Source organism: Spiroplasma endosymbiont of Amphimallon solstitiale, from assembly GCF_964030965.1.
Classification (GTDB): domain Bacteria; phylum Bacillota_I; class Bacilli_A; order Mycoplasmatales; family VBWQ01; genus Spiroplasma_E.
The window spans coordinates 1,131,683-1,153,138 of sequence record NZ_OZ034999.1 but is presented as its reverse complement, the minus strand read 5'-3'; the positions used below and the strand labels follow the sequence as shown (position 1 = coordinate 1,153,138).

General features: G+C 23.3%; 19 protein-coding genes, 4 tRNA genes and 5 pseudogenes. 11 read left to right on the top strand and 17 right to left on the bottom strand.

The window, feature by feature from the left end:
• Position 1: 1 nt before the first annotated feature.
• The 11 genes and pseudogenes from AAHH39_RS07140 to AAHH39_RS07095 form a co-directional block, all read right to left on the bottom strand.
• On the bottom strand, positions 2-1,195 hold the full coding sequence (locus AAHH39_RS07140; protein ID WP_342217540.1) for a DNA cytosine methyltransferase: 1,194 nt from the start codon (positions 1,193-1,195) through the stop codon (positions 2-4).
• A gap of 427 nt (positions 1,196-1,622) precedes the next feature.
• Positions 1,623-1,955 (bottom strand): ribbon-helix-helix protein, CopG family, encoded by a 333-nt coding sequence (locus tag AAHH39_RS07135; protein ID WP_342217539.1) that lies wholly within the window; start codon positions 1,953-1,955, stop codon positions 1,623-1,625.
• Positions 1,955-2,728: a ParA family protein gene (locus tag AAHH39_RS07130; protein ID WP_342217538.1), complete on the bottom strand. Its 774-nt coding sequence runs from the start codon at positions 2,726-2,728 to the stop codon at positions 1,955-1,957. The genes AAHH39_RS07135 and AAHH39_RS07130 overlap by 1 nt, the downstream gene beginning before the upstream one ends.
• Positions 2,729-2,915: 187 nt before the next feature.
• On the bottom strand, positions 2,916-3,653 hold the full coding sequence (locus AAHH39_RS07125) for a replication initiation protein (RefSeq protein WP_342217537.1): 738 nt from the start codon (positions 3,651-3,653) through the stop codon (positions 2,916-2,918).
• A 178-nt stretch (positions 3,654-3,831) separates the two neighbouring features.
• Entirely contained in the window at positions 3,832-4,728 is an 897-nt protein-coding gene (gene era / locus AAHH39_RS07120; protein ID WP_342217536.1) for a GTPase Era, read from the bottom strand.
• A 3-nt stretch (positions 4,729-4,731) separates the two neighbouring features.
• Complete coding sequence (cdd, locus tag AAHH39_RS07115; RefSeq protein ID WP_342217535.1) at positions 4,732-5,166, bottom strand: cytidine deaminase; 435 nt, start codon at positions 5,164-5,166, stop codon at positions 4,732-4,734.
• 11 nt (positions 5,167-5,177) lie between these two features.
• Positions 5,178-5,648: an rRNA maturation RNase YbeY gene (gene ybeY, locus AAHH39_RS07110; protein WP_174480613.1), complete on the bottom strand. Its 471-nt coding sequence runs from the start codon at positions 5,646-5,648 to the stop codon at positions 5,178-5,180.
• A 45-nt stretch (positions 5,649-5,693) separates the two neighbouring features.
• Positions 5,694-6,098 (bottom strand): hypothetical protein, encoded by a 405-nt coding sequence (locus AAHH39_RS07105; protein WP_342217534.1) that lies wholly within the window; start codon positions 6,096-6,098, stop codon positions 5,694-5,696.
• A gap of 59 nt (positions 6,099-6,157) precedes the next feature.
• A pseudogene (locus AAHH39_RS13385) lies at positions 6,158-6,490 on the bottom strand (IS30 family transposase); the annotation flags it as partial.
• Between the two features lie 171 nt (positions 6,491-6,661).
• Positions 6,662-7,273, bottom strand: a pseudogene (locus tag AAHH39_RS07100) (IS30 family transposase); the annotation flags it as partial.
• A gap of 301 nt (positions 7,274-7,574) precedes the next feature.
• Positions 7,575-7,751 (bottom strand): annotated as a pseudogene (locus tag AAHH39_RS07095) (transposase); the annotation flags it as partial.
• A gap of 80 nt (positions 7,752-7,831) precedes the next feature.
• On the opposite strand from AAHH39_RS07095, the gene AAHH39_RS07090 reads away from it, so the two are divergent.
• From AAHH39_RS07090 to AAHH39_RS07065, 6 genes and pseudogenes are all read left to right on the top strand, one after another.
• Entirely contained in the window at positions 7,832-8,173 is a 342-nt protein-coding gene (locus AAHH39_RS07090) for a hypothetical protein (protein WP_342217532.1), read from the top strand.
• A 423-nt stretch (positions 8,174-8,596) separates the two neighbouring features.
• Positions 8,597-9,460 (top strand): hypothetical protein, encoded by an 864-nt coding sequence (locus tag AAHH39_RS07085; protein ID WP_342217531.1) that lies wholly within the window; start codon positions 8,597-8,599, stop codon positions 9,458-9,460.
• Between the two features lie 40 nt (positions 9,461-9,500).
• On the top strand, positions 9,501-13,496 hold the full coding sequence (locus AAHH39_RS07080; protein WP_342217530.1) for an ABC transporter permease: 3,996 nt from the start codon (positions 9,501-9,503) through the stop codon (positions 13,494-13,496).
• Positions 13,497-13,516: 20 nt separating this feature from the next.
• Positions 13,517-13,666, top strand: a complete 150-nt coding sequence (locus AAHH39_RS07075; protein WP_342217529.1) for a hypothetical protein — start codon at positions 13,517-13,519, stop codon at positions 13,664-13,666.
• A 98-nt stretch (positions 13,667-13,764) separates the two neighbouring features.
• On the top strand, positions 13,765-14,115 hold the full coding sequence (locus AAHH39_RS07070; RefSeq protein ID WP_342217528.1) for a hypothetical protein: 351 nt from the start codon (positions 13,765-13,767) through the stop codon (positions 14,113-14,115).
• Positions 14,116-14,160: 45 nt separating this feature from the next.
• Positions 14,161-14,846: pseudogene (locus AAHH39_RS07065) on the top strand (ABC transporter ATP-binding protein); the annotation flags it as partial.
• On the opposite strand, the pseudogene AAHH39_RS07055 reads toward AAHH39_RS07065, so the two are convergent.
• The 4 genes and pseudogenes from AAHH39_RS07055 to AAHH39_RS07040 all read right to left on the bottom strand — a co-directional run.
• A pseudogene (locus AAHH39_RS07055) lies at positions 14,833-15,726 on the bottom strand (IS256 family transposase); the annotation flags it as partial. The pseudogenes AAHH39_RS07065 and AAHH39_RS07055 sit on opposite strands and share 14 nt — an antisense overlap.
• Positions 15,727-15,769: 43 nt before the next feature.
• The gene (locus AAHH39_RS07050; RefSeq protein WP_342219335.1) at positions 15,770-17,008 is read right to left on the bottom strand and encodes an IS256 family transposase; all 1,239 of its coding nucleotides are present in this window, start codon (positions 17,006-17,008) and stop codon (positions 15,770-15,772) included.
• Between the two features lie 57 nt (positions 17,009-17,065).
• A complete protein-coding gene (locus tag AAHH39_RS07045) occupies positions 17,066-17,341 on the bottom strand; it encodes a hypothetical protein (RefSeq protein WP_342217524.1) in 276 nt (91 codons plus the stop codon).
• A gap of 15 nt (positions 17,342-17,356) precedes the next feature.
• Positions 17,357-18,154: a hypothetical protein gene (locus AAHH39_RS07040; RefSeq protein WP_342217523.1), complete on the bottom strand. Its 798-nt coding sequence runs from the start codon at positions 18,152-18,154 to the stop codon at positions 17,357-17,359.
• A 262-nt stretch (positions 18,155-18,416) separates the two neighbouring features.
• Between AAHH39_RS07040 and AAHH39_RS07035 the strand changes: the two genes are divergently transcribed.
• The gene (locus AAHH39_RS07035) at positions 18,417-19,361 is read left to right on the top strand and encodes an IS30 family transposase (protein ID WP_342217522.1); all 945 of its coding nucleotides are present in this window, start codon (positions 18,417-18,419) and stop codon (positions 19,359-19,361) included.
• A 142-nt stretch (positions 19,362-19,503) separates the two neighbouring features.
• Here AAHH39_RS07035 and AAHH39_RS07030 read toward each other — a convergent pair whose 3' ends face one another.
• Positions 19,504-19,635 carry a hypothetical protein gene (locus tag AAHH39_RS07030; RefSeq protein ID WP_342217521.1) on the bottom strand — a complete coding sequence of 44 codons (132 nt, stop codon included), beginning with the start codon at positions 19,633-19,635 and terminating at the stop codon, positions 19,504-19,506.
• Positions 19,616-20,611: a hypothetical protein gene (locus AAHH39_RS07025; protein ID WP_342217520.1), complete on the bottom strand. Its 996-nt coding sequence runs from the start codon at positions 20,609-20,611 to the stop codon at positions 19,616-19,618. The genes AAHH39_RS07030 and AAHH39_RS07025 overlap by 20 nt, the downstream gene beginning before the upstream one ends.
• A 245-nt stretch (positions 20,612-20,856) precedes the next feature.
• On the opposite strand from AAHH39_RS07025, the gene AAHH39_RS07020 reads away from it, so the two are divergent.
• From AAHH39_RS07020 to AAHH39_RS07005, 4 genes are all read left to right on the top strand, one after another.
• A tRNA-Asn gene (locus AAHH39_RS07020) sits at positions 20,857-20,931 on the top strand.
• A gap of 24 nt (positions 20,932-20,955) precedes the next feature.
• Positions 20,956-21,030: transfer RNA gene (locus AAHH39_RS07015), tRNA-Glu, on the top strand.
• A 56-nt stretch (positions 21,031-21,086) separates the two neighbouring features.
• Positions 21,087-21,162 (top strand) — tRNA-Lys (locus AAHH39_RS07010).
• Between the two features lie 5 nt (positions 21,163-21,167).
• Positions 21,168-21,252, top strand: a tRNA-Leu gene (locus AAHH39_RS07005).
• The last annotated feature ends 204 nt before the right edge of the window (positions 21,253-21,456 follow it).

Below are 21,456 nucleotides of genomic sequence, written 5' to 3'. Positions count from 1 at the left end.
ATTATGTTTCCAACATTTCTATTACACATTTAGCAATTTTTTCTGCTAATAATGGAGGTACAGCATTACCAATTTGTCTATACATTCCACTTTTTGAACCATTAAATTCAAAGTTTAATGGAAAAGATTGTAATATAGCGCACTCTCTAATAGATAATCTTCTTTTTTTATTAATATGAATTTCTGGTTGACTTGCTGTAATTGTATCACTTGGCTTATCTCAGTTAACTATTCTTAAAGATTGTTCAAAAGTAATATCTTTTTCAATAAATTCAGTTACTTGTTTATCATATTTATTATCAAATTTTAGTAATTCTTTCAATTTTCATCAATCATGAGGTTTAGGAATTGAACCTGAATTATTATCTTTTCTAAACCAATGACCTGCTGTATGTTTATAACCAAAAATTTTATCAATTGTTTTAATTGAAATTCCTGTATTTTTTTTTCATTTATTTAAATAATCACAAATCTCTCTTTGTGTAATATTATATTTTCTTTTTCAAAATTTAGATAAAACATTTTCAGAAGCAATATGATTTTTAATAATCATATTATTTATTTTTATTGGATTTTCCGATACCTCAATATCTTTTAAAAAGCCTATTGATTCTTTAACTGTGATTTGTTTTTGATAATCTTTTAAATTAAAATTATCATGTGTTTTCTTAGGAAATAAATTTTTTTTCCCTATTTTATTTCCCACTATTACAATACGTTCTCTTAATTGTGGAACTCCATAGTCTGCAGAATTTAGAACTTTATAATCAACTTCATAACCAATATCTTTAAAATCTTTAATAATCATTTCTAAAATTTTACCATTTTCCATTGACAGTAAACCTTTTACATTTTCAGCAACAAAAATTTTTGGTTGTTTATCATTAATAATTCTAACCATTTCTAAATATAAGTAGTTTCTCATATCTTTCATATTTCTCTTATTATTGGCAACAGAAAAACCTTGGCAAGGAAAACCTCCTAAAATTACATCAGCATTATTAGGAATACTAGAAGAATTGATTTTAGTAATATCACCATAAATAATATGATTACCAAGGTTTTTTTTATATGTTTCAACAGAAACTTTATCAAAATCATTTGCTCAAATAATTTCAAAATTATTATTGTAAAATCCTAAATCTAGTCCACCAGCACCAGAAAATAAAGATATAATTTTATATTTTTTTGTCATATCTTTTTTTTACTCCTAACTATTTTCTATTTTGATTTTATTTATATATCGATTTTAACTAGGTAATAATATCTTACAATATATTTCACCACCTTTTAATTGTTTTAAAATGTATTTTAGATTTACTTTTTATACTAAAATTACTGTATAAGAGAAAATTCTTTTAATTATGTAGAAAAGTATGGATGACCAAAAATTATTCATCAATTTACACTTAAAATATTATTTTTAATTAAAAATTTGTTAAAAGTAACATTATTTAGTGTAAAAATTCTCTAAAAATAACACTTTATCATGTATCATTACTTTTCTACAAAATTAAAAGAAAATTCTATCCAATAATCATAATTTTTATCTTCATTATTACTTGATTTAATTATTGTTCCTAATTTAATTTTTTAAATCAAGAAATTTTTAAATTGTAAAATTATAAAGTTACTAGTTCATTTTTTTCAAATTCTTCAACTAATAATTCAATAACTTCTGCAAAACTACGATTAGTACTTTTTGCTAATTTTTTAATTTTTTTTACATAATCAGATTTTATATAAATAGTTTTATATTCTTTTTTTATTTTATCTTTCTTTTGAAATTTAACAGCAAACTCATTGATATCACTTTGAATTTCAAAATTATTTTTAATTGACTTTTCAACTTTATTCTTAGATTTAACATCCACATTCTTAATTATATCTATGCTAGGAATAGTACCTTCTGCATCATAATTAAAAAGTAAATTAGAATTATTTGCATTTTTCATTAAATTATCTCCTTATCTTTTAATTCATTAAATAAATTATTATAAATATGATTTTCAATCTTTCCTAGTAAAATCGAAGGAATTCCTGTAAACTCTGATTTTTTAAGAATTTGTTTACGTGGAATTTTTGTTTTTAAAATTTTATTTTTAAAACTACTATTAGTAATATATTGAGTAAAATCTTTTGAAATTTTATAATGATCAAAATTATTTAAAACAATAGTATTAATATTATTTTTAATACCTAAATCTTCACAAATAGCACTTCAATTTGAAAATAACATATTTATAGCATCCAAACTAAAAATTGAATTATCACTAATTAAAATTATTTCATCACTTATTAATAAAGCATTTCTATTGATTAAATTTAGACTAGGACTTGTATCAATAATTATATAATCATATTTTTTAAAAAAATCTAAATTTTTAATAAATGTTCTTTGTAAAATTGAATCCACTGCCGAACGTCCAATTAATTCTTTTTCGAGAGTTGTCATTGAAATATTAGTTGGAATGATGTCAATGTTGATGTCTTTATAATTTCAAGAAACTATTATTTCATCATTTAAGATTTTAATATTTTGTAAAAATAACTTTTTAGATTTAGATTCTTGTGTTGAAACTTTAAAATATCTACTTAAATTTCCTTGTGGATCTAAATCAATAAGTAAAATCTTTTGTTTTTTTAAAGATAAAATAGTTGAAAGATTAAAAACAAAATTGGTTTTACCAACACCTCCTTTAAGAGCTGCAACTGTAATAATTTTCATAAATACTATACCTCCTATTAAAATTATATTTATATTATATAATATATTTTAAAATTAAAATTATATTTATTTTATAATATATTTTCTAATTTAATTTATAATAAATATTAAAATAAAAAAAATTATAGATTTTTTTTATAGAATTTGAACATGACTTAAATTATGTTTTTATTTTTCATCAACTGATTTAATGATTGTCAAAATCTTGCATAATCTTTTTTACTTCTTCATCACTTAAAATTGGTTTTTCAATTATTTTAGATTTTTGTTGTTTTAAATTATGTACTATTAGCTTTGATTTATTTGCATACTTTTTATATTCTTTTTTAGTTGGTATTTTTTCAAGTTCAGGACTTTGAGCATTAAATTTTTCTAAATCCAAATGCGTATTTAAAATTATTTTGCTAAATTTTCTACCTACTTTAATTAATTCATAAGAAAAAATAATATCAGTTTTTGCTAAATCTTTTTTCACCAGTTCTAAAATTCTAGTTTTTAACATATTAATTTGTTTAAAATAACTACTTTTTAAACTTAAATTTAATATTTTAGCAAGTTTTTCAAAATCTCATTCATGATTAAAATTTGGTGTTTTTTTAGTTTTAGCATTCATATACAAATAACTACGTAAATATTCATATAAACGTAACGAATACTTACTTGTAACTTCTTTTGTATAAGGTAAATAAATATTTGTATAATCAGATTTTAAATTTAAATAATGTTCTGCAACTAAACTTTGATGAACTTCTAAATAAAGTTTTCCTTGATCATTTCCGCTTCTTAAAAATAAATTTACAAACTCAAATTTATCTTTTGTTTCATCAAATAAAAAAAACTTATAACTAGTTAAAATTTCAATTTCTTTTTGAATTACTGTCATTTCTTTATTTTTATGAATATATACATAAGTTTGAACAATCATAATTTTGATTAAAAATAAAAATTCAACAATCTAAAAGACTATATTTATTTAAATTGATTTTTATTTCTGGTAAAGAAACTATTTTAACACCATAATTTGATGTTAAAATAGTAACATTATTTATTGATTTAATGTAGTTAATGTTTAAAATCAAACCAGTATCAATATTAAACATATTTTAACTATAACCTAACTCTTTTAATTTTCTAGGATTATTTCTTCAATCAGGTACTACTTTTACAAAAGTTTTTAATATAATATGAGAATCAAAAATACTTTCTAAATCTGTTCTAGCTCTTATTCCAATTTCTTTAATCATACTACCTCCTTTACCAATAATAATTCCTTTTTGTGAGTCTCGTTCAACAACAATAACAGCATTAATATCAGTAATATTAGTATTTGGATTATAATTAATACTTTCAATTAATACTGCTACACTATAAGGAATTTCTTCTTCTGTTAAATTTAAAATTTTTTCACGAATAATTTCCTTAATTAAAGTATTATCTGAAACATCATCGTTATTTTCGATTAAATAATTCTTTTCACCAATTGGTAAATACTCATATAGTTTTTTCAATAATATATCTAAGTTCATTTCTTTTATAGCAGAAATTGGAATTATTTCTTTAAATGGTAATAAATCTTTTCACTCATTAATTTTATCCATTACTTTTTCTTTTGTTACTAAATCAACCTTAGTTAATAAAAGTAGAATAGTTGTATTTACCCTTTCTGATAATAATTTAATAATATGTTTATCGCTATTTCCAATGTATTCATTACATGGCGCTAACAAACAAATAATGTTAGTTTGTTTAGTGGCACGGTTAGCATCACGATTCATCATTCGTCCAAGTTGGTTATTATGTTTATGAATGCCGGGAGTATCAAAAAATATGATTTGCATATCATCACTATTATAAATACCTTGAATTTGATTTCTGGTTGTTTGTGGTTTATTAGACACAATTGCCTTTTTTTCTTGAAGAATGGTATTTAATAAAGTTGATTTTCCAACATTACTTCTACCAATAAAACTAACAAAACCTGATTTAAAATTATTAGTCATAAATTAATTCCCTTTCAATGAACTTGGTTTAAACGCTAAAGGTAATAAGTCTTTTACTAATATTTTACAAATTGTTTTAGTATCATTATTTTCATTTTTATTACTAATATAAACAGGGCATGTTTCTGGCATAATTTCAATCATAAATTGACGACACATACCACAAGGAGAACCAACCGTTTCACTATCAGTAATTAAAAATAGACTAATAATATCTTCTTTTTTATAACCTTGAGCAATAACTTGTGACAAAGCTGCTCTTTCAGCACAAATCCCTACTGAGTATGCAGCATTTTCAACATTTACTCCTAACACTTCTTTACTATTTTTCAAAATTACTATTGCAGCAACTCTAAATAAAGAATAAGGAGCATAAGCATTTTTTTGTATTGCTTTTGCTTTTTTCAATAATACTAATAAATCTATATCTTGTTCCATTATAACACTCCTTATTTTCTAGTAATACCAAGAATATTTAAAATTTCATCTTGTAAATCAAACATAACCTTTTCTTCTACGCTATTTTGATGATCATATCCTAATGTATGAAGTAATCCATGAATAAAAAGAAATGATAATTCTCTAATTAAACTATGGCCATATTCTTGTGCTTGCGCTACTGCCTTTGAATAACAAATATAAACATCACCTAAATCTCTAATATCAATATTAATATTTGGAAAATCATCATCATTATTTCCAAATGATAAAACATCAGGGACATAATCTTTATGACGATACATTTTATTTAATTCAATACTAGTCTGTTCGTCATTAAAAATAACAGCAATACACCATGTAATTTTCTGTTTTAACTTAATAGCTACTGCATTTAAAATATTTTCTGATAAAATATTAAAATTTTTAATGTCATAGTTATGATCATTGTAAATATTTACAATATTAATTTTTGCTGGCATTTATCTACCTAACTTCTTTTTGATTAAATTATATCAATTTTACATTTATGTTGTAATATTATTTCAAATAAATGTTAACAAACTTTCTTTACCAATAATTATTAATACCATTTGATTTAAATATGTATTAGAATTAATGTTTTCTTCAATTAAAAGTTGATTATTATCATTTCATTTTGGAAAAAAAATTGTTAAATAACATTTATTAATAGAGAAAAAAATAGTAATTTGATTAAAACTATTAAACTTTAAACATTCTTCTCTTTTAAAATCTAATAAATAAGCAAAGTGTCCCTTATTTTCATATCTTGTCTCACTTATAAAAATAGTTTGACCATTAACAGCATAAACATGAGGAATATTAATAATTTTTAAAACTAATAAGAGTCCTAAAAAAAGAAAAATTGAACTACTTCCTAATAAATAAGTACTTTTTCTAAAAAAAATCATTATTCATTACCATCTATACTTTTATAATCCTGAATTGTAAATATAAATGGGACAGTTTTTTAAAATAATTGTATTAAATCTATTGGTCTTTTATAAGATAGTGATTTTCTGAGTGTAGAATTAATTTGAAATGCTATAGTATTTAAATCTTTTTGTTTATATGAAGATAGATCTGTAGATTTTGGTAAATATCTTCTTAAAATACCATTATTATTTTCATTTAAACCTCTTTGACAAGGTTTACCAGGATCTGCAAAATAAATCTTAACATTACAATTTTTTTCGATTAATTTTCATTTACTAAATTCTTTACCACGATCAAAAGTAATAGTTTTAACTGTTCCTTTTTGTAACTTTGAAATAAATTTTATTATACTTTTTGTAATATTTTCTTTTAATTTTGTAGAAAAGTATGGATGACCAAAAATTATTCATCAATTTACACTTAAAATATTATTTTTAATTAAAAATTTGTTAAAAGTAACATTATTTAGTGTAAAAATTCTCTAAAAATAACACTTTATCATGTATCATTACTTTTCTACAAAATTAAAGATATTTTCTGATTTATTATTTTTAGTTGCTAAAGGAATTGTGGTTTTTGATCATATATCAGCTAAAGTAATAATAGAACTTTTATGATCTTTACCAATGATAGTATCACCCTCTAAATGACCAAATTCTTCTATATTTTTAATATTAGGAATGATTAAATTTCTTTCATGAATAGACTTACAATTATTAATTCTGCCCCTAGTTTCTTTTTGTTTGTGAGGTTTATTTTTTCCTTTTCTCAATAAGTTATTTTCATCAAAACCCATTCGATTTGTTTTAAACATGTTATATAAAGTTTTTGTTGAAATACTTTTTATTTTATTTTCCTTTAAAAAATTAGCAATTATATCAAGAGCATAATTTTTAGTAATTAACAAATGATTAATAGTATTAATTTCTATTAAAGTTAAAATTATTAATTTTCTACCTGCATTTTGTTTATTTTTTTGAATTTTATTCAATATTTCTAATGGTAATAAGTTTTGATTTAATAATCTACAAACTCTATGTACAGTTGATTTACTATAATCAATGGCTTTTGCTATTTTACGAATCGAAAATCCATAACTTTTATATTCTTTTATTGCTATTATTGATTCAATAGTCAGATACTTATACATTGTGCTAATTCCTTTCTTTTCTTAATTATAGAATTAACACAATTTAATTTTTATATAAGTGTCCTTTTTAATTTTACAATTCAGGTTTACTTCAAATTTGAAAATAATAATATACAGTTTGTCATTTTGGAAAATTTTTTTTTAATTATGTAGAAAAGTATGGATGACCAAAAATTATTCATCAATTTACACTTAAAATATTATTTTTAATTAAAAATTTGTTAAAAGTAACATTATTTAGTTTAAAAATTCTCTAAAAATAACACTTTATCATGTATCACTACTTTTCTAAAAAATTAAAGAAATTTTTTGGTAGCATTCTTCATTGACAACCACTTTTTAATACATATAAAATTGCACAAAATACTTCATATAAATCTAAACTTCTTGGTTTTGTTTTCTTTTTGCTATTTTCTAAAATTGATTTTATGTTCTCAAATTGTTCTTTGGTGACATGACTTGGATAATTTTTATGCATATATACCTCTTATTTTAAAATATATAATCATTTTACATTATTTTCGAAAAGATTCTAAACAGGTTCTAAGGATTAAAGTGATGCGCCCTTTGACAACCGTCTGTTTGATTTTAACGATTAGTCCAAATAGTGAAAAAGAAGAAGTAATTAAAACAGGATATGCAAATTTTTTGTCAGAAGATTGAAATGTTATTTATCAATTTAATAGTACTAGTACAAGTGAAAAAAGAAAACAATTGGGTGAAAAATATATTAAATATAAAGTAGAATTTGTTACTTTTGTAAAAATAAAAGAAAAATCAAAAGGCATTGGTTATCATTTTATAGGTATATTTGTTTTTGATGATTATCGTAGCAAAGATTATAAAACAATGGTTTTTAAAAAAATTAAAGATAGTTATAAATTAAATAAAAAGAGTTAATAAATATTTATTAACTCTTTTTATTTATAAAGATATATGTTTAGTTTGATTTTCACTTTCTTCTTCAAAAATAGTAATATTGTTAAAATTAATTTCTTGTATCTTTTTTTCAATGGTTTTGAAATAATTTTTCTATTTGAAAAAACTGTTGATGTATTTTTAGTTGGTTGTTGAACAGCTATTGTTTTAGTAGTAGATGTAGTAGTTTGATAATTAGTAGTGGGGTAGTACATATAGTTTGAATCCATAGGTTGTAAATATTGATATTCATTATCAAAATTATTACTAAAGAATTTAATACAGCAGTTTCATAACATTTTCTTTTTGAATATTTGAACACTATCTAAAAGTAAATAATTGCATTATTTAATTTTAATAGTTTATAATTATAATAATAGCAAAGTTTATTTAAAGGTGAATATAATGTTACGTAGTAGTAATATTTTAAAAATTAATAGTATTAATAATTTTGAACAATTATTTATTTTTTTTGGTTTATCAGTTCTTTTTTTACTTTTAATTATGAAATTAACTTTTTTAATTACTATTAATTTTCATAAAAATAGTATTAATAATAAAAAAATATTTAATAAAACAAAAATCATTATTCTTCAATTTAGTTTATGATTTTTAGCACAATTTTGTTTATTTTTATTACCAGTTCAAGAAATGGTAATTAATATTAATTTTTTAGATTTAGAAAGTTTACCAATGCTATTATTGATTTCGATTTTACATTTATTTATTTTTTTTAGTTTTTTAAGTCGTAATAATAATCAAATTATGAAAGTGATGCGTTTTACTATTTTGTCAATTATTATAGTTGCTATTATTTTACAATTTAATTTTACTATGATTAAAATATCATTACCATCAATAAATAACTTTGTTTCAGTACTAATTTTAGTGTTCTTTTACTATTGATTAGGTTTCTTTTCATGAAAAATGTTTAGTGATAATTTATTTACAATTTTTAATTTAATTAAAAAAACTTGAGTAACATTATTTAGTAATTCTTCATTACCCAATATTATTAATAAACAATTTCCAGTAAAAGCATATACTAAAACTAAAATTATCATTTTAACATGGCAATTTAAAAAACAAATGTTTACTAATTTTGACCACCAAGTTTCTATTACTGATAATAATAAAAAACTTTTAATTGCTATTTTTAAGAAGAATTTAACTTATTTTTTAAGTGCCCAATTAACACTACTTATTACTAAAACTATTCAAGATTTAAAAACTTTAATTAATGGTTGAAAAATGGCTTTAATTCAATAACTTTTTTTGTTTTAAAATTTAAAAGAAAGGAAGAACGAATATGAAAAAACAATCATTTTTGCTTTTTAAAAATGCGTTTAAACAAGCATTTCGTAATAAAATTCAATTAGTTGGTTTAATTGTTTTAGTATTATTATCATCAACTATTTTTTCATTAATGCAAACAAGTTTAGCAAGAATTTCTGATGAATATTCAACATTAGTTGCAAAATCTAATTTACATGATTTTGTTATTGATTTATCTAATACTACTCCAAAAACTGTTTCTAATAAAATCTCAACATCAACAACTGCTGTTGATGAAAAGAATGATTTTGATATTAACAATATTGCAAATGATGCTGGTAATGAATTTATATGAGATCGTGTTGAAGGCAGAACTATGCAATTAGATAATAATAGTAATCCTAGAATTTTAAAAATATTAACTTATAATCAAGATGCTCGTATTGATAAATTAATCATTAGTGATGGTTATCAAATAGGAGATAGTAATAATCCAGATAAAACTCCAAGTTGAAAACAGGTAGTTATTAATAAAGAATTTGCCCAAAAAAATAATTTGCATATTAATGATACAATTCGTGTGCAATCAGATCAATTAGGAAGTAGTTTAAAAGTTTCAGGATATGATTTAAATGATGCTGCTTATAGTAGTTATAATTGATTAAAAATTGTTGGATATGGTGTATCTGCTGATTTCACAACCCCAATTATTGATCAAACTACACCAATTCCAAATAAAACTCGTGAAGGTTTATTATACGTTGATCCAATGCAATTTGGTTTAAGCAAAAGGTTAGAAGATAATAATTATATTTGATCATATGATAAAGCTAATGAAAAAATCACAATTTCTTCTGATAATGATCGCGAAATTTATTTTGTTGGAAAATCAACAATAGGTAAAATTAATGATATTAAATTAATTTCACAAAGTTTAAGAAATAAATATATTAATACTATTGATTCTGATGCTGCTTTAGTATATAAGTTAGGAAATAATAAGTATACGTTTAATAATCGTACTGCTACTTTGAATGCAACTATTATTGGATTTAAAAGTTTATTAATTGGTTTATTATTAATTGTTTTAATTATTACAGGAATTACAGTAATATTAATTACTTATAAAAATATTGATAATTCACGAACACAAATTGGAATTTTAAAATCATTAGGTTATAGTAATATTAAAATTTTAATTACATCTTTAGCTTATCCAATGGTAGCAGCACTTATTGGTACTATTTTAGTGTTTTTACCAGCAAGTGGTTTACAAGTAATTATAGTTCAAACATTTGCCAACTATTTTAATCTAGATTTTGGTCATTTTATTTTTAATGGTTTAGGATTTATATATTGTTTAATTTTAATATTTGGTTTTTTATCAATTATTGCATGAGTTATTAGTGCTTTAACAGTTATTAAAAAACCAATAGATTTAATTAAAAACGAATCAGCTACTATTAATTCTCGCTTTAGTCGAATTATTAAAACAAAAAGTATTAATCGTGGATTTTTAACAAGATTCCGTTTGTCACTATTTACATCATCAATTGGAAAAATGGCAGCAGCAGCATTAACTATGTTTTTAGGAACAACCTTAATGACAACATCTATTATTGGACCAAAAATTATGGCTGATAATAAATTACTTTCTTTTACTGGTATGAATTATCACTCCTTAGTTGAATATGACGTTCCGACTTATAATTCTCCATATAGTTTTTATAAAACTTATAATCCAAATAATAAAGATGATTGAACTTATACTTCTACTGTTGATAGTACTACTGGTGATACATATTGATATCCACCACGTTTTGATAATTCTGGGCCATTAAATGATACTTTTGTTAAAGAATTATTAGAAAATAATATTAATGCTGAAGCATATGCTCCAATGTCAGATGAATCTAATCCCAGTGGTGCTATTAGGGATTTAGGATATACTGGTTTAACGTATTTAAATGGTAAAATGCTTACTAAAAACTTTTTAAATGGATTAGATTCTAGTGATATTAAAGATGCTTCTGTGATTGTTGGAATTATGGTACAAATGGCTTGACCAAATGCATTACCAATGTATGACACAGTTTTAAATAATACTAATATTAACAGTTTTTATAGTGAGAATACTTATAATATTATTAGAAAATTTTATCAAAACTATCGAACAACAGTGGCAATGAATATTAGTGGTACGATTTCGAAGACTGGTAAGATTAGTACTAATCCTAATGATTTAGATATTACAAAATTCAAAGATTGAGCAAATAGTAATATTCTTGCTTACAAAAATGACTCAAGTGAGGGTCCTACTTTTATTAATGATATTGATAATTTAAGTTTTGATACTAGCGATAAATTATATCCGTGACATTTAACTAATGAAACACAATTATTGAATAATAATGCATCTGAAATTAGTGACAAAGAGCGTGATAGTTGAATTAATAAAGTTGGAATTTGATTTGGTGCTTTATTTTATAATAGAATGGGACAAACTGTAGTACAAGGTGCTTATACTAAAAGTCCATATTTTATTCGTCAAAATATTGCTAAAGCTTATAGTGATCCCAATGCTCCTTTTAATGTTGCTTTTAATGTTGTGCCTTTTGATAAAGAAACTGATGAATTAGGAACTTACTTTATTGGTACTCCTGAAAAATTATTTAAACAAAATAAGTATTTATTGAAAGTTTTTGGTTTACAAAATCAACAACAGTTAGACAAACCTTCAATGATGCAATTATATGATGCTGGGGGTTCTTCATTAAATCCACTTTTAGAACAAGAAAATAGTGATGATAGTATTAGTCTTGTTATTAATCAAACGATTGCTAAACAATTAAATTTAAAAATAAATGATGAATTTAAAATGAGTAGTAATGGTAATACTATGAAATTTAAAGATGATAATAAATTGAAACCTTTTGATTTGGATAAAATTAATATTGATAACATTGTTGGTGATAGTAAAAATGTTAATAATGTAACATTATTAAAACAACAAACTGGTTATACACAAGTTGATGAGTTAAAGGATGGCGCTTATGATAATATGGGTATTAATGCTACAAATATGTTAAAAGAAGTTGCTGCTGGTAAGGTTGTTAATTCTTATAATGATAAGATAAGTTCTAAAACACCAACATATAAAGTAGTTGGTATATATAATGGTTATGGTCAACCTAATGCTTATATTAGTAAAACTAATGCTGATAAAGTTTTATCATTTAATAAAACAAAAGAATTTTTATTTTTATTATTTAAAAAAGAATGAGAAGACAAAAAAACAACTTGTGATGTTGATTTTGGTAAATTAAAATCATTTAATGAATATCAAGATTTTCTTAATCAATTAAATGATCCCGTTATTTTTAAACTTAATCAAGTATTTGAAAATGAAAATCCAATCTTTAATTTTAAATTTTCAAATTCGCAATCATTACCAGATATAACTAATTCATTTTCAACTTCGCAAATGTATGGAGATTACAGTGCTTTTGGTTTAAATGGTGGTACTGATGGTTCTGGTACTTATCAAGGTTATGGTGCAGGTAGTGCTGTTAATATTACGCCACAAGATATCCATCATCAGTTGTTAAATCAAATTACTGCTTTAGTTGATACAGTATTGGTTGCATTTATTATCTTTTCATTAATCATTTCGTTCTTTATTATTTTATTAACAAGTAATTTAGTAATTTATGAAAATCGTAAAACAATAGCAACAATGAAAACACTTGGTTATAGTGATGCAAAAATAACTAATATTGTTATTGGTATGTATTTACCAGTGATTGCTGTTATGTTTGTTATTGGTTTTCCTGTAGGATGAATAATTGTTAAGTTTATTCTTAACTATTTAGCTGCTAATACAACATGGGTTTTACCATTATTCTTTGTTTGATGATTACCGCTTGTAGTTGGTTTAATTGTCTTTGATATTTATGCAACAACCTTTATTATTGATTGATATGCCATGAAGAAGATTAATCCAATTAAAACTTTAAATGAAATTGATTAAAAGCAGAAAGGAATAAAAACATGAAAAAGGATAAAAAAAACACTAAAAATTCAAGTGAACAAGTAACCAAAAATAAGTTAGAATCTACTTTTACAAAGAAGTCAGTATCTAAAAATGAAGGTACAATACCACCAGTAACCCATAAATCCTTTAATTTTGTAGAAAAGTAATGATACATGATAAAGTGTTATTTTTAGAGAATTTTTACACTAAATAATGTTATTTTTAACAAATTTTTAATTAAAAATAATATTTTAAGTGTAAATTGATGAATAATTTTTGGTCATCCATACTTTTCTACATAATTAAAAATAAATCTCATGATAAACCAGAATCAAAGGAAGAAATAGAAGCTAATAAAGCTAAATTGCAAGCTTTTAAAGATAATCAAAAAGCAATTAAAAAGTTAACAAAAACTCATTCAAAAGAAATTTTAGCAGGTAAAATTATATCAATGACTAATAATACTCCTGATACTAAAACTAATGTTATTGAATTATTTTTTAATTATGTAGAAAAGTATGGATGACCAAAAATTATTCATCAATTTACACTTAAAATATTATTTTTAATTAAAAATTTGTTAAAAATAACATTATTTAGTGTAAAAATTCTCTAAAAATAACACTTTATCATGTATCATTACTTTTCTACAAAATTAAAGGAATTATTTGATGTTAAAAAATCTTATTTAACTGGAGACTTAGAATACGAAGTATTAAAAGGAGTTAATTTAAAAATTAAATTAGGTGATTTTGTTGTTATCTTAGGACCATCGGGAAGTGGTAAGACAACATTATTAAATATTATTTCGGGATTGGATAAACCTAATACTGGTGATGTTTTTGTGGCGGGATACAATTTATCTTTATTAAAAGATAGTCATTTAACTAAATTTAGACGAGATAATGTTGGTTTTATTTTTCAACAATACAATTTATTAACTAACTTAACTGCTCGTGAAAATGCTGAAGTTGGTGAAAATCTTGCTAAAAATAAAAATATGAGTATTGATGATATTTTTCAAGTTATTGAAATGTATGAACATATGAATAAGTTTCCAAGTCAATTATCAGGTGGACAACAACAAAGAGTATCGATTGGTAGAGCACTAGCAAAAAAAATCCAACAATTTTATTTTGTGATGAGCCAACAGGAGCACTTGATGAGGAAATGGGGCGTAAGGTGTTAGAGATTTTATTGGATGTTAATCGAGAATATAAAACATCAATTATTATGGTTACTCATAATCCTAACTTCCAGTATGTTGCAAATACTGTTATTAACGTTAAAAAGAGGCTTTTTAGAAATCTGTGTATCTTTGTTTTACAAAGTACTAGTTCAGATTAATTCTGTCTTCAAATTTTATCATAAAATGAGCAATTGCTATATTTCAATTTTGAATAGGCAATGTTCATTTTTTTGTTATATTTTCAATTGCTAAATAAAATATTTTAAAAACTGACATATCATTAGGAAAAGCTTTTTTGTTTCTAATAACTTTTCGTAATTGACTATTAACAGATTCAATAGCATTTGTTGTATAAATTACTCGTTTGATTTCTGCAGGATAACTAATAAAAATCATCAAATTTTCTCAATTTTTATATCAAGATTTAGCAATTTGGGGATATTGTTTATTTCATTTACTTTCAAATGATTCTAAAGCTTGCATTGCTTGTTCTTCACTACATGCACTATAAATTGGTTTTAAATCTGTAACTAGAGTTTTTCGATGTTTGTATGAAACATATTTTAAACTATTTCGAATTTGATGAACAATGCATAATTGATGTTCTGTTTTAGGATAAACTGCTTGTATTGCTTCTGACATGCCTGTTAAATTATCACTACAAGCAATCAAAATATCATTTAAGCCTCGATTTTTCATTTCTGTGAAATTAGCTAATCAAAATTTAGCACCTTCATTTTCACTAATTCATAAGCCTAAAACATCTTTTTTACCTTCTAAATCAACTCCTAATGCTATATAAACTGATTTATTAATAATCCGTTTATCTTGTCGAACTTTAACTACTATACAATCAAAATAAACAATCGGATAAACGCTTTCTAATGGTCGATTTTGTCATGCTTTGACATCATCAATAACATCATCAGTAATTTGACTAATAACACTTTCACTAATATCAGCACCATGATATAACTCTTGTAACTGCATTCTAATGTCAGATAGAGTCATACCTTTTGCATATAGTGAAAGCACTTGTTGAGGCTTTTTAGAAATCTGTGTATCTTTGTTTTACAAAGTACTAGTTCAGATTAATTCTGTCTTCAAATTTTATCATAAAATGAGCAATTGCTGTATTTCAATTTTGAATAGGCAATGTTCATTTTTTTGTTATATTTTCAATTGCTAAATAAAATATTTTAAAAACTGACATATCATTAGGAAAAGCTTTTTTGTTTCTAATAACTTTTCGTAATTGACTATTAACAGATTCAATAGCATTTGTTGTATAAATTACTCTTTTGATTTCTGCAGGATAACTAATAAAAATCATCAAATTTTCTCAATTTTTATATCAAGATTTAGCAATTTGGGGATATTGTTTATTTCATTTACTTTCAAATGATTCTAAAGCTTGCATTGCTTGTTCTTCACTACATGCACTATAAATTGGTTTTAAATCTGTAACTAGAGTTTTTCGATGTTTGTATGAAACATATTTTAAACTATTTCGAATTTGATGAACAATGCATAATTGATGTTCTGTTTTAGGATAAACTGCTTGTATTGCTTCTGACATGCCTGTTAAATTATCACTACAAGCAATCAAAATATCATTTAAGCCTCGATTTTTCATTTCTGTGAAATTAGCTAATCAAAATTTAGCACCTTCATTTTCACTAATTCATAAGCCTAAAACATCTTTTTTACCTTCTAAATCAACTCCTAATGCTATATAAACTGATTTATTAATAATCCGTTTATCTTGTCGAACTTTAACTACTATACAATCAAAATAAACAATCGGATAAACGCTTTCTAATGGTCGATTTTGTCATGCTTTGACATCATCAATAACATCATCAGTAATTTGACTAATAACACTTTCACTAATATCAGCACCATGATATAACTCTTGTAACTGCATTCTAATGTCAGATAGAGTCATACCTTTTGCATATAGTGAAAGCACTTGTTGATCAAAACCATCAAATCTTCGCTGTCTTTTTGCAACTATTACAGGAGTAAAATCACTATTGCGATCTCTTGGTACATCAATCTCAATTTTACCTTGTTGAGTTATTAATTTTTTTGAACTTGTACCATTACGAGCATTTTCAGTATTACTATGTTGATTTTTTTCATATCCTAAATAATTTTGCATTTCAGAATTCAACATTTTTTCAACTAAACGTTTTGTTAATTCTTTATATAAACCCCCTTCTTTAAAAACTGTTGTTAAATCTCCAGTATTTTCTAATAATAAATCTACTGCTTTTGATATTGGATCATTATTATTAATATTTTGTTTTTTAGCCATCTGTAACTCACTCTTTCTAGTCATTTAATTATATTTACTAGAATTAATTAAACATAGTTATTTTTGTAAGTTACACAGATTACTAAACATTGCCTTATCTAATTTTTCTCATGCAATATTACGTTGACTTTCTTCAGTATCTATTCACTGATCAAAGGCTTCGGCAAATAAATCAAGATGTGATTCTCGGCCATATTCACTTCTCACAATACCATATGCTAAAAGTTTTTGATAAATTGGATCGTTAATTTTTGTACCATTTGCTAATGATGAAATCATATAATTAGTTTCATCAGTTATTTCCTTTAATTTTGTAGAAAAGTAATGATACATGATAAAGTGTTATTTTTAGAGAATTTTTACACTAAATAATGTTACTTTTAACAAATTTTTAATTAAAAATAATATTTTAAGTGTAAATTGATGAATAATTTTTGGTCATCCATACTTTTCTACATAATTAAAAGTTATTTCTCCTTTTTCTAGATTATCTTTTAATAAATAAGATGAATTAAAATAATTATTTCATCATTTTTTAGGATCATTATCTGCAAGTGAATTTATTCTTTGTTTTCCTTGAAAATTTAAACGAATAAAAGAACCTAAAGCATGACCATATTCATGAACAATTGTTCTAATAATACTTTTTGAAGCTTTATAACTACTAACATATTGCCAATATTGAGTTCTTTTACTAAGAGAATTTGGATTTATTGCCATAACTTGAACTAATGAATAATTTTGAAATTGTGAATCATAAACATAACCAGATTTAACAAAACCAAATAAGCCATTTTTATTAATTTTAGCCACTCGATATAAAAGTTTAAGAACATTTTTTTTACCATAAATTTGTGCAAATATATTATAAAATCGAACTAATTTATCTTTTATCTCTGCTTTTTCAGTAGCATTTATTGTAGATGAATTAATTAATGTATCCCAATTAACATTTGTATAAGTTTTGCCAAGATTAGTAGTATTAATTTGATTTTGTAAATCAGAAAAATTAAAGGAAATATCTTGCTCATTTTCATCAGCTAAATCATAATCATTATTAGTACAACCTCACCTACAAGCAATAACATTTATTGTTGTTGCACTAACAAAAATATAATTTAAAAAAAATCTAATTATTTTTCTCATAACTTTATCTCCTGAATCTATATTTAAATAATTAGGGATTTATATTAATTTAATTATGCTATCATGAAATATTTAACTTATAATAAGGGATTTCTGTATAACTTTCTGATACTTTTGTTGAAAAAGCAAATATTTTTGATCCTGGTTTAGGAGTTATTTTTGCAGTTTTTAATTTTTCCTGAATTGTAAAATTAAAAAGGACACTTATATAAAAATTAAATTGTGTTAATTCTATAATTAAGAAAAGAAAGGAATTAGCACAATGTATAAGTATCTGACTATTGAATCAATAATAGCAATAAAAGAATATAAAAGTTATGGATTTTCGATTCGTAAAATAGCAAAAGCCATTGATTATAGTAAATCAACTGTACATAGAGTTTGTAGATTATTAAATCAAAACTTATTACCATTAGAAATATTGAATAAAATTCAAAAAAATAAACAAAATGCAGGTAGAAAATTAATAATTTTAACTTTAATAGAAATTAATACTATTAATCATTTGTTAATTACTAAAAATTATGCTCTTGATATAATTGCTAATTTTTTAAAGGAAAATAAAATAAAAAGTATTTCAACAAAAACTTTATATAACATGTTTAAAACAAATCGAATGGGTTTTGATGAAAATAACTTATTGAGAAAAGGAAAAAATAAACCTCACAAACAAAAAGAAACTAGGGGCAGAATTAATAATTGTAAGTCTATTCATGAAAGAAATTTAATCATTCCTAATATTAAAAATATAGAAGAATTTGGTCATTTAGAGGGTGATACTATCATTGGTAAAGATCATAAAAGTTCTATTATTACTTTAGCTGATATATGATCAAAAACCACAATTCCTTTAGCAACTAAAAATAATAAATCAGAAAATATTACAAAAAGTATAATAAAATTTATTTCAAAGTTACAAAAAGGAACAGTTAAAACTATTACTTTTGATCGTGGTAAAGAATTTAGTAAATGAAAATTAATCGAAAAAAATTTTAATGTTAAGATTTATTTTGCAGATCCTGGTAAACCTTGTCAAAGAGGTTTAAATGAAAATAATAATGGTATTTTAAGAAGATATTTACCAAAATCTACAGATCTATCTTCATATAAACAAAAAGATTTAAATACTATAGCATTTCAAATTAATTCTACACCCAGAAAATCACTATCTTATAAAAGACCAATAGATTTAATACAATTATTTTAAAAAACTGTCCCATTTATATTTACAATTCAGGTAATATTAAAACCCTCAATAAAAAATTCATTATATAAAATATCTTTATACTTATCGGCAAATTTTTCTTTAATTTTGTAGAAAAGTAATGATACATGATAAAGTGTTATTTTTAGAGAATTTTTACAATAAATAATGTTATTTTTAACAAATTTTTAATTAAAAATAATATTTTAAGTGTAAATTGATGAATAATTTTTGGTCATCCATACTTTTCTACATAATTAAAAAAATTTTTTACCAAGTGTTTTTACTACAACATCATAAAATAATTTATTTTTATTATTTTCTGTATATAATCCTTCTAACTTAATGTCAATTTCTTCATCATTTTTTGGTTGTTTACCTTGGTAGTTAATAAAAACTCGATTATTTTCTGTTGGTAATGGTAAAAAGTTTGCTTTAAATGATGAATAATTCATAATATTTTCAATTGCAAAACTAAATTCAATCTTTCCTTCATTATTAAAATTGGGAAAACTTAACTCATATATTTTTAATGCTGAACTAGTTAAAGCAGATGTAATCTCATTTTCATAAAATTTTATTAATTTATTACGATTTCCTAAATATTCCATAACTGTTGCAAATCTCCCAAATTGACTTGTTGGATGTAAGAATGTGCTTTTTTCATACATATCAGTATTAAAATAAATTTTTCCAAGATTTTGTTCATAAAAAATATCCGAAAATTCTACTGGCTTATTTAAAATATCTATTTTCCCTTGAAAGTGACTATTACTTTTTGCTATTAAAGAAATATTTTTATTATCTTGATTAATTAGTACATCTAAATCATTATTGGAAAACTTAGTACCATTCATAATATTAATTGCTTCTAAAATTAAATCTTTATCAACTATTCCGTTTTTTTCAAAACTTTTACTATAAGGCAATGCTTTTTTAGTTATTATTTGACTAATATCATTACTTAGTCAAAGCAAATTAACCTCTTTAACTAAAAAAGGTAAATCTGTTGTATCTGGCATATAACGAATAATAGCCTTTGTCATTCCATCTAACATATCAACATCAATATTATCAGTATTCATTTTTTCTTTTCTTAATTCACTTTTCAAACTAAATGAATTAGGAATTATAGTATAAGTTTCTTTAATACTATTATTTATTTTGCTTAGATTCGTACTTAATACATTTCCAAAAGTTCCTACAGTTGTTCCAAATGTTAAAAAACTTAATGTTGCTAATAATAACTTCATAAATTAAAACCCCTTTATATTAATAATGTAATTCTACATGATTTCTATGTTTACTTCTTTCTAATTATTTTTACCATTAATAGTATTCATTATTACAAATAATACTTAATTTATTATTATATTTAATTTAAAAAAATGATTAATAAAGCATATACATTGCCGTAATCAAGAAAAAAATAAAAAAAACTTTATTAGTTATTGCAAATTATACTTTTCTTCAATATAATAATTAAGGTTTAGTAAATGCCCGGTTAGCTCAGCGGCAGAGCATTCGACTGTTAATCGAAGTGTCATAGGTTCAAATCCTATACTGGGCGCCATTATTCTAAACTCTTGTTTTCTACGGCTCGTTGGTGAATTGGTAAACACATAGGATTTTCATTCCTACATTACGGGTTCGATCCCCGTACGAGTCACCATTAATTAATATTTAGACTGCAAGTATTATAATTACTTGTTTTTTATTCCCCTAGATGTCTCGTTAGCTCAATTGGCAGAGCATCAGACTCTTAATCTGAGGGTTGTAGGTTCGAGGCCTATACGGGACACCAAAAATGCGGAATTGGCGAAACTGGCAGACGCACCAGATTTAGGCTCTGGCGCCGAAAGGCATGAGGGTTCAAGTCCCTTGTTCCGCACCATACATTATTTTGTTAACCTTTATGTTTTGCATTAAAGGTTTTTTCTTTTTTAACATTTTTATATAATAAAAATTAAAATAAAATATTATATTTTAAACATAATATTTTATTTTAATTTAAGAAATTTTATTCTATGGAAATATATAGTATTTTATTATTTTATCTTTATAATATTAATAAAATAATAGAAAAAAGAAAGCAGGA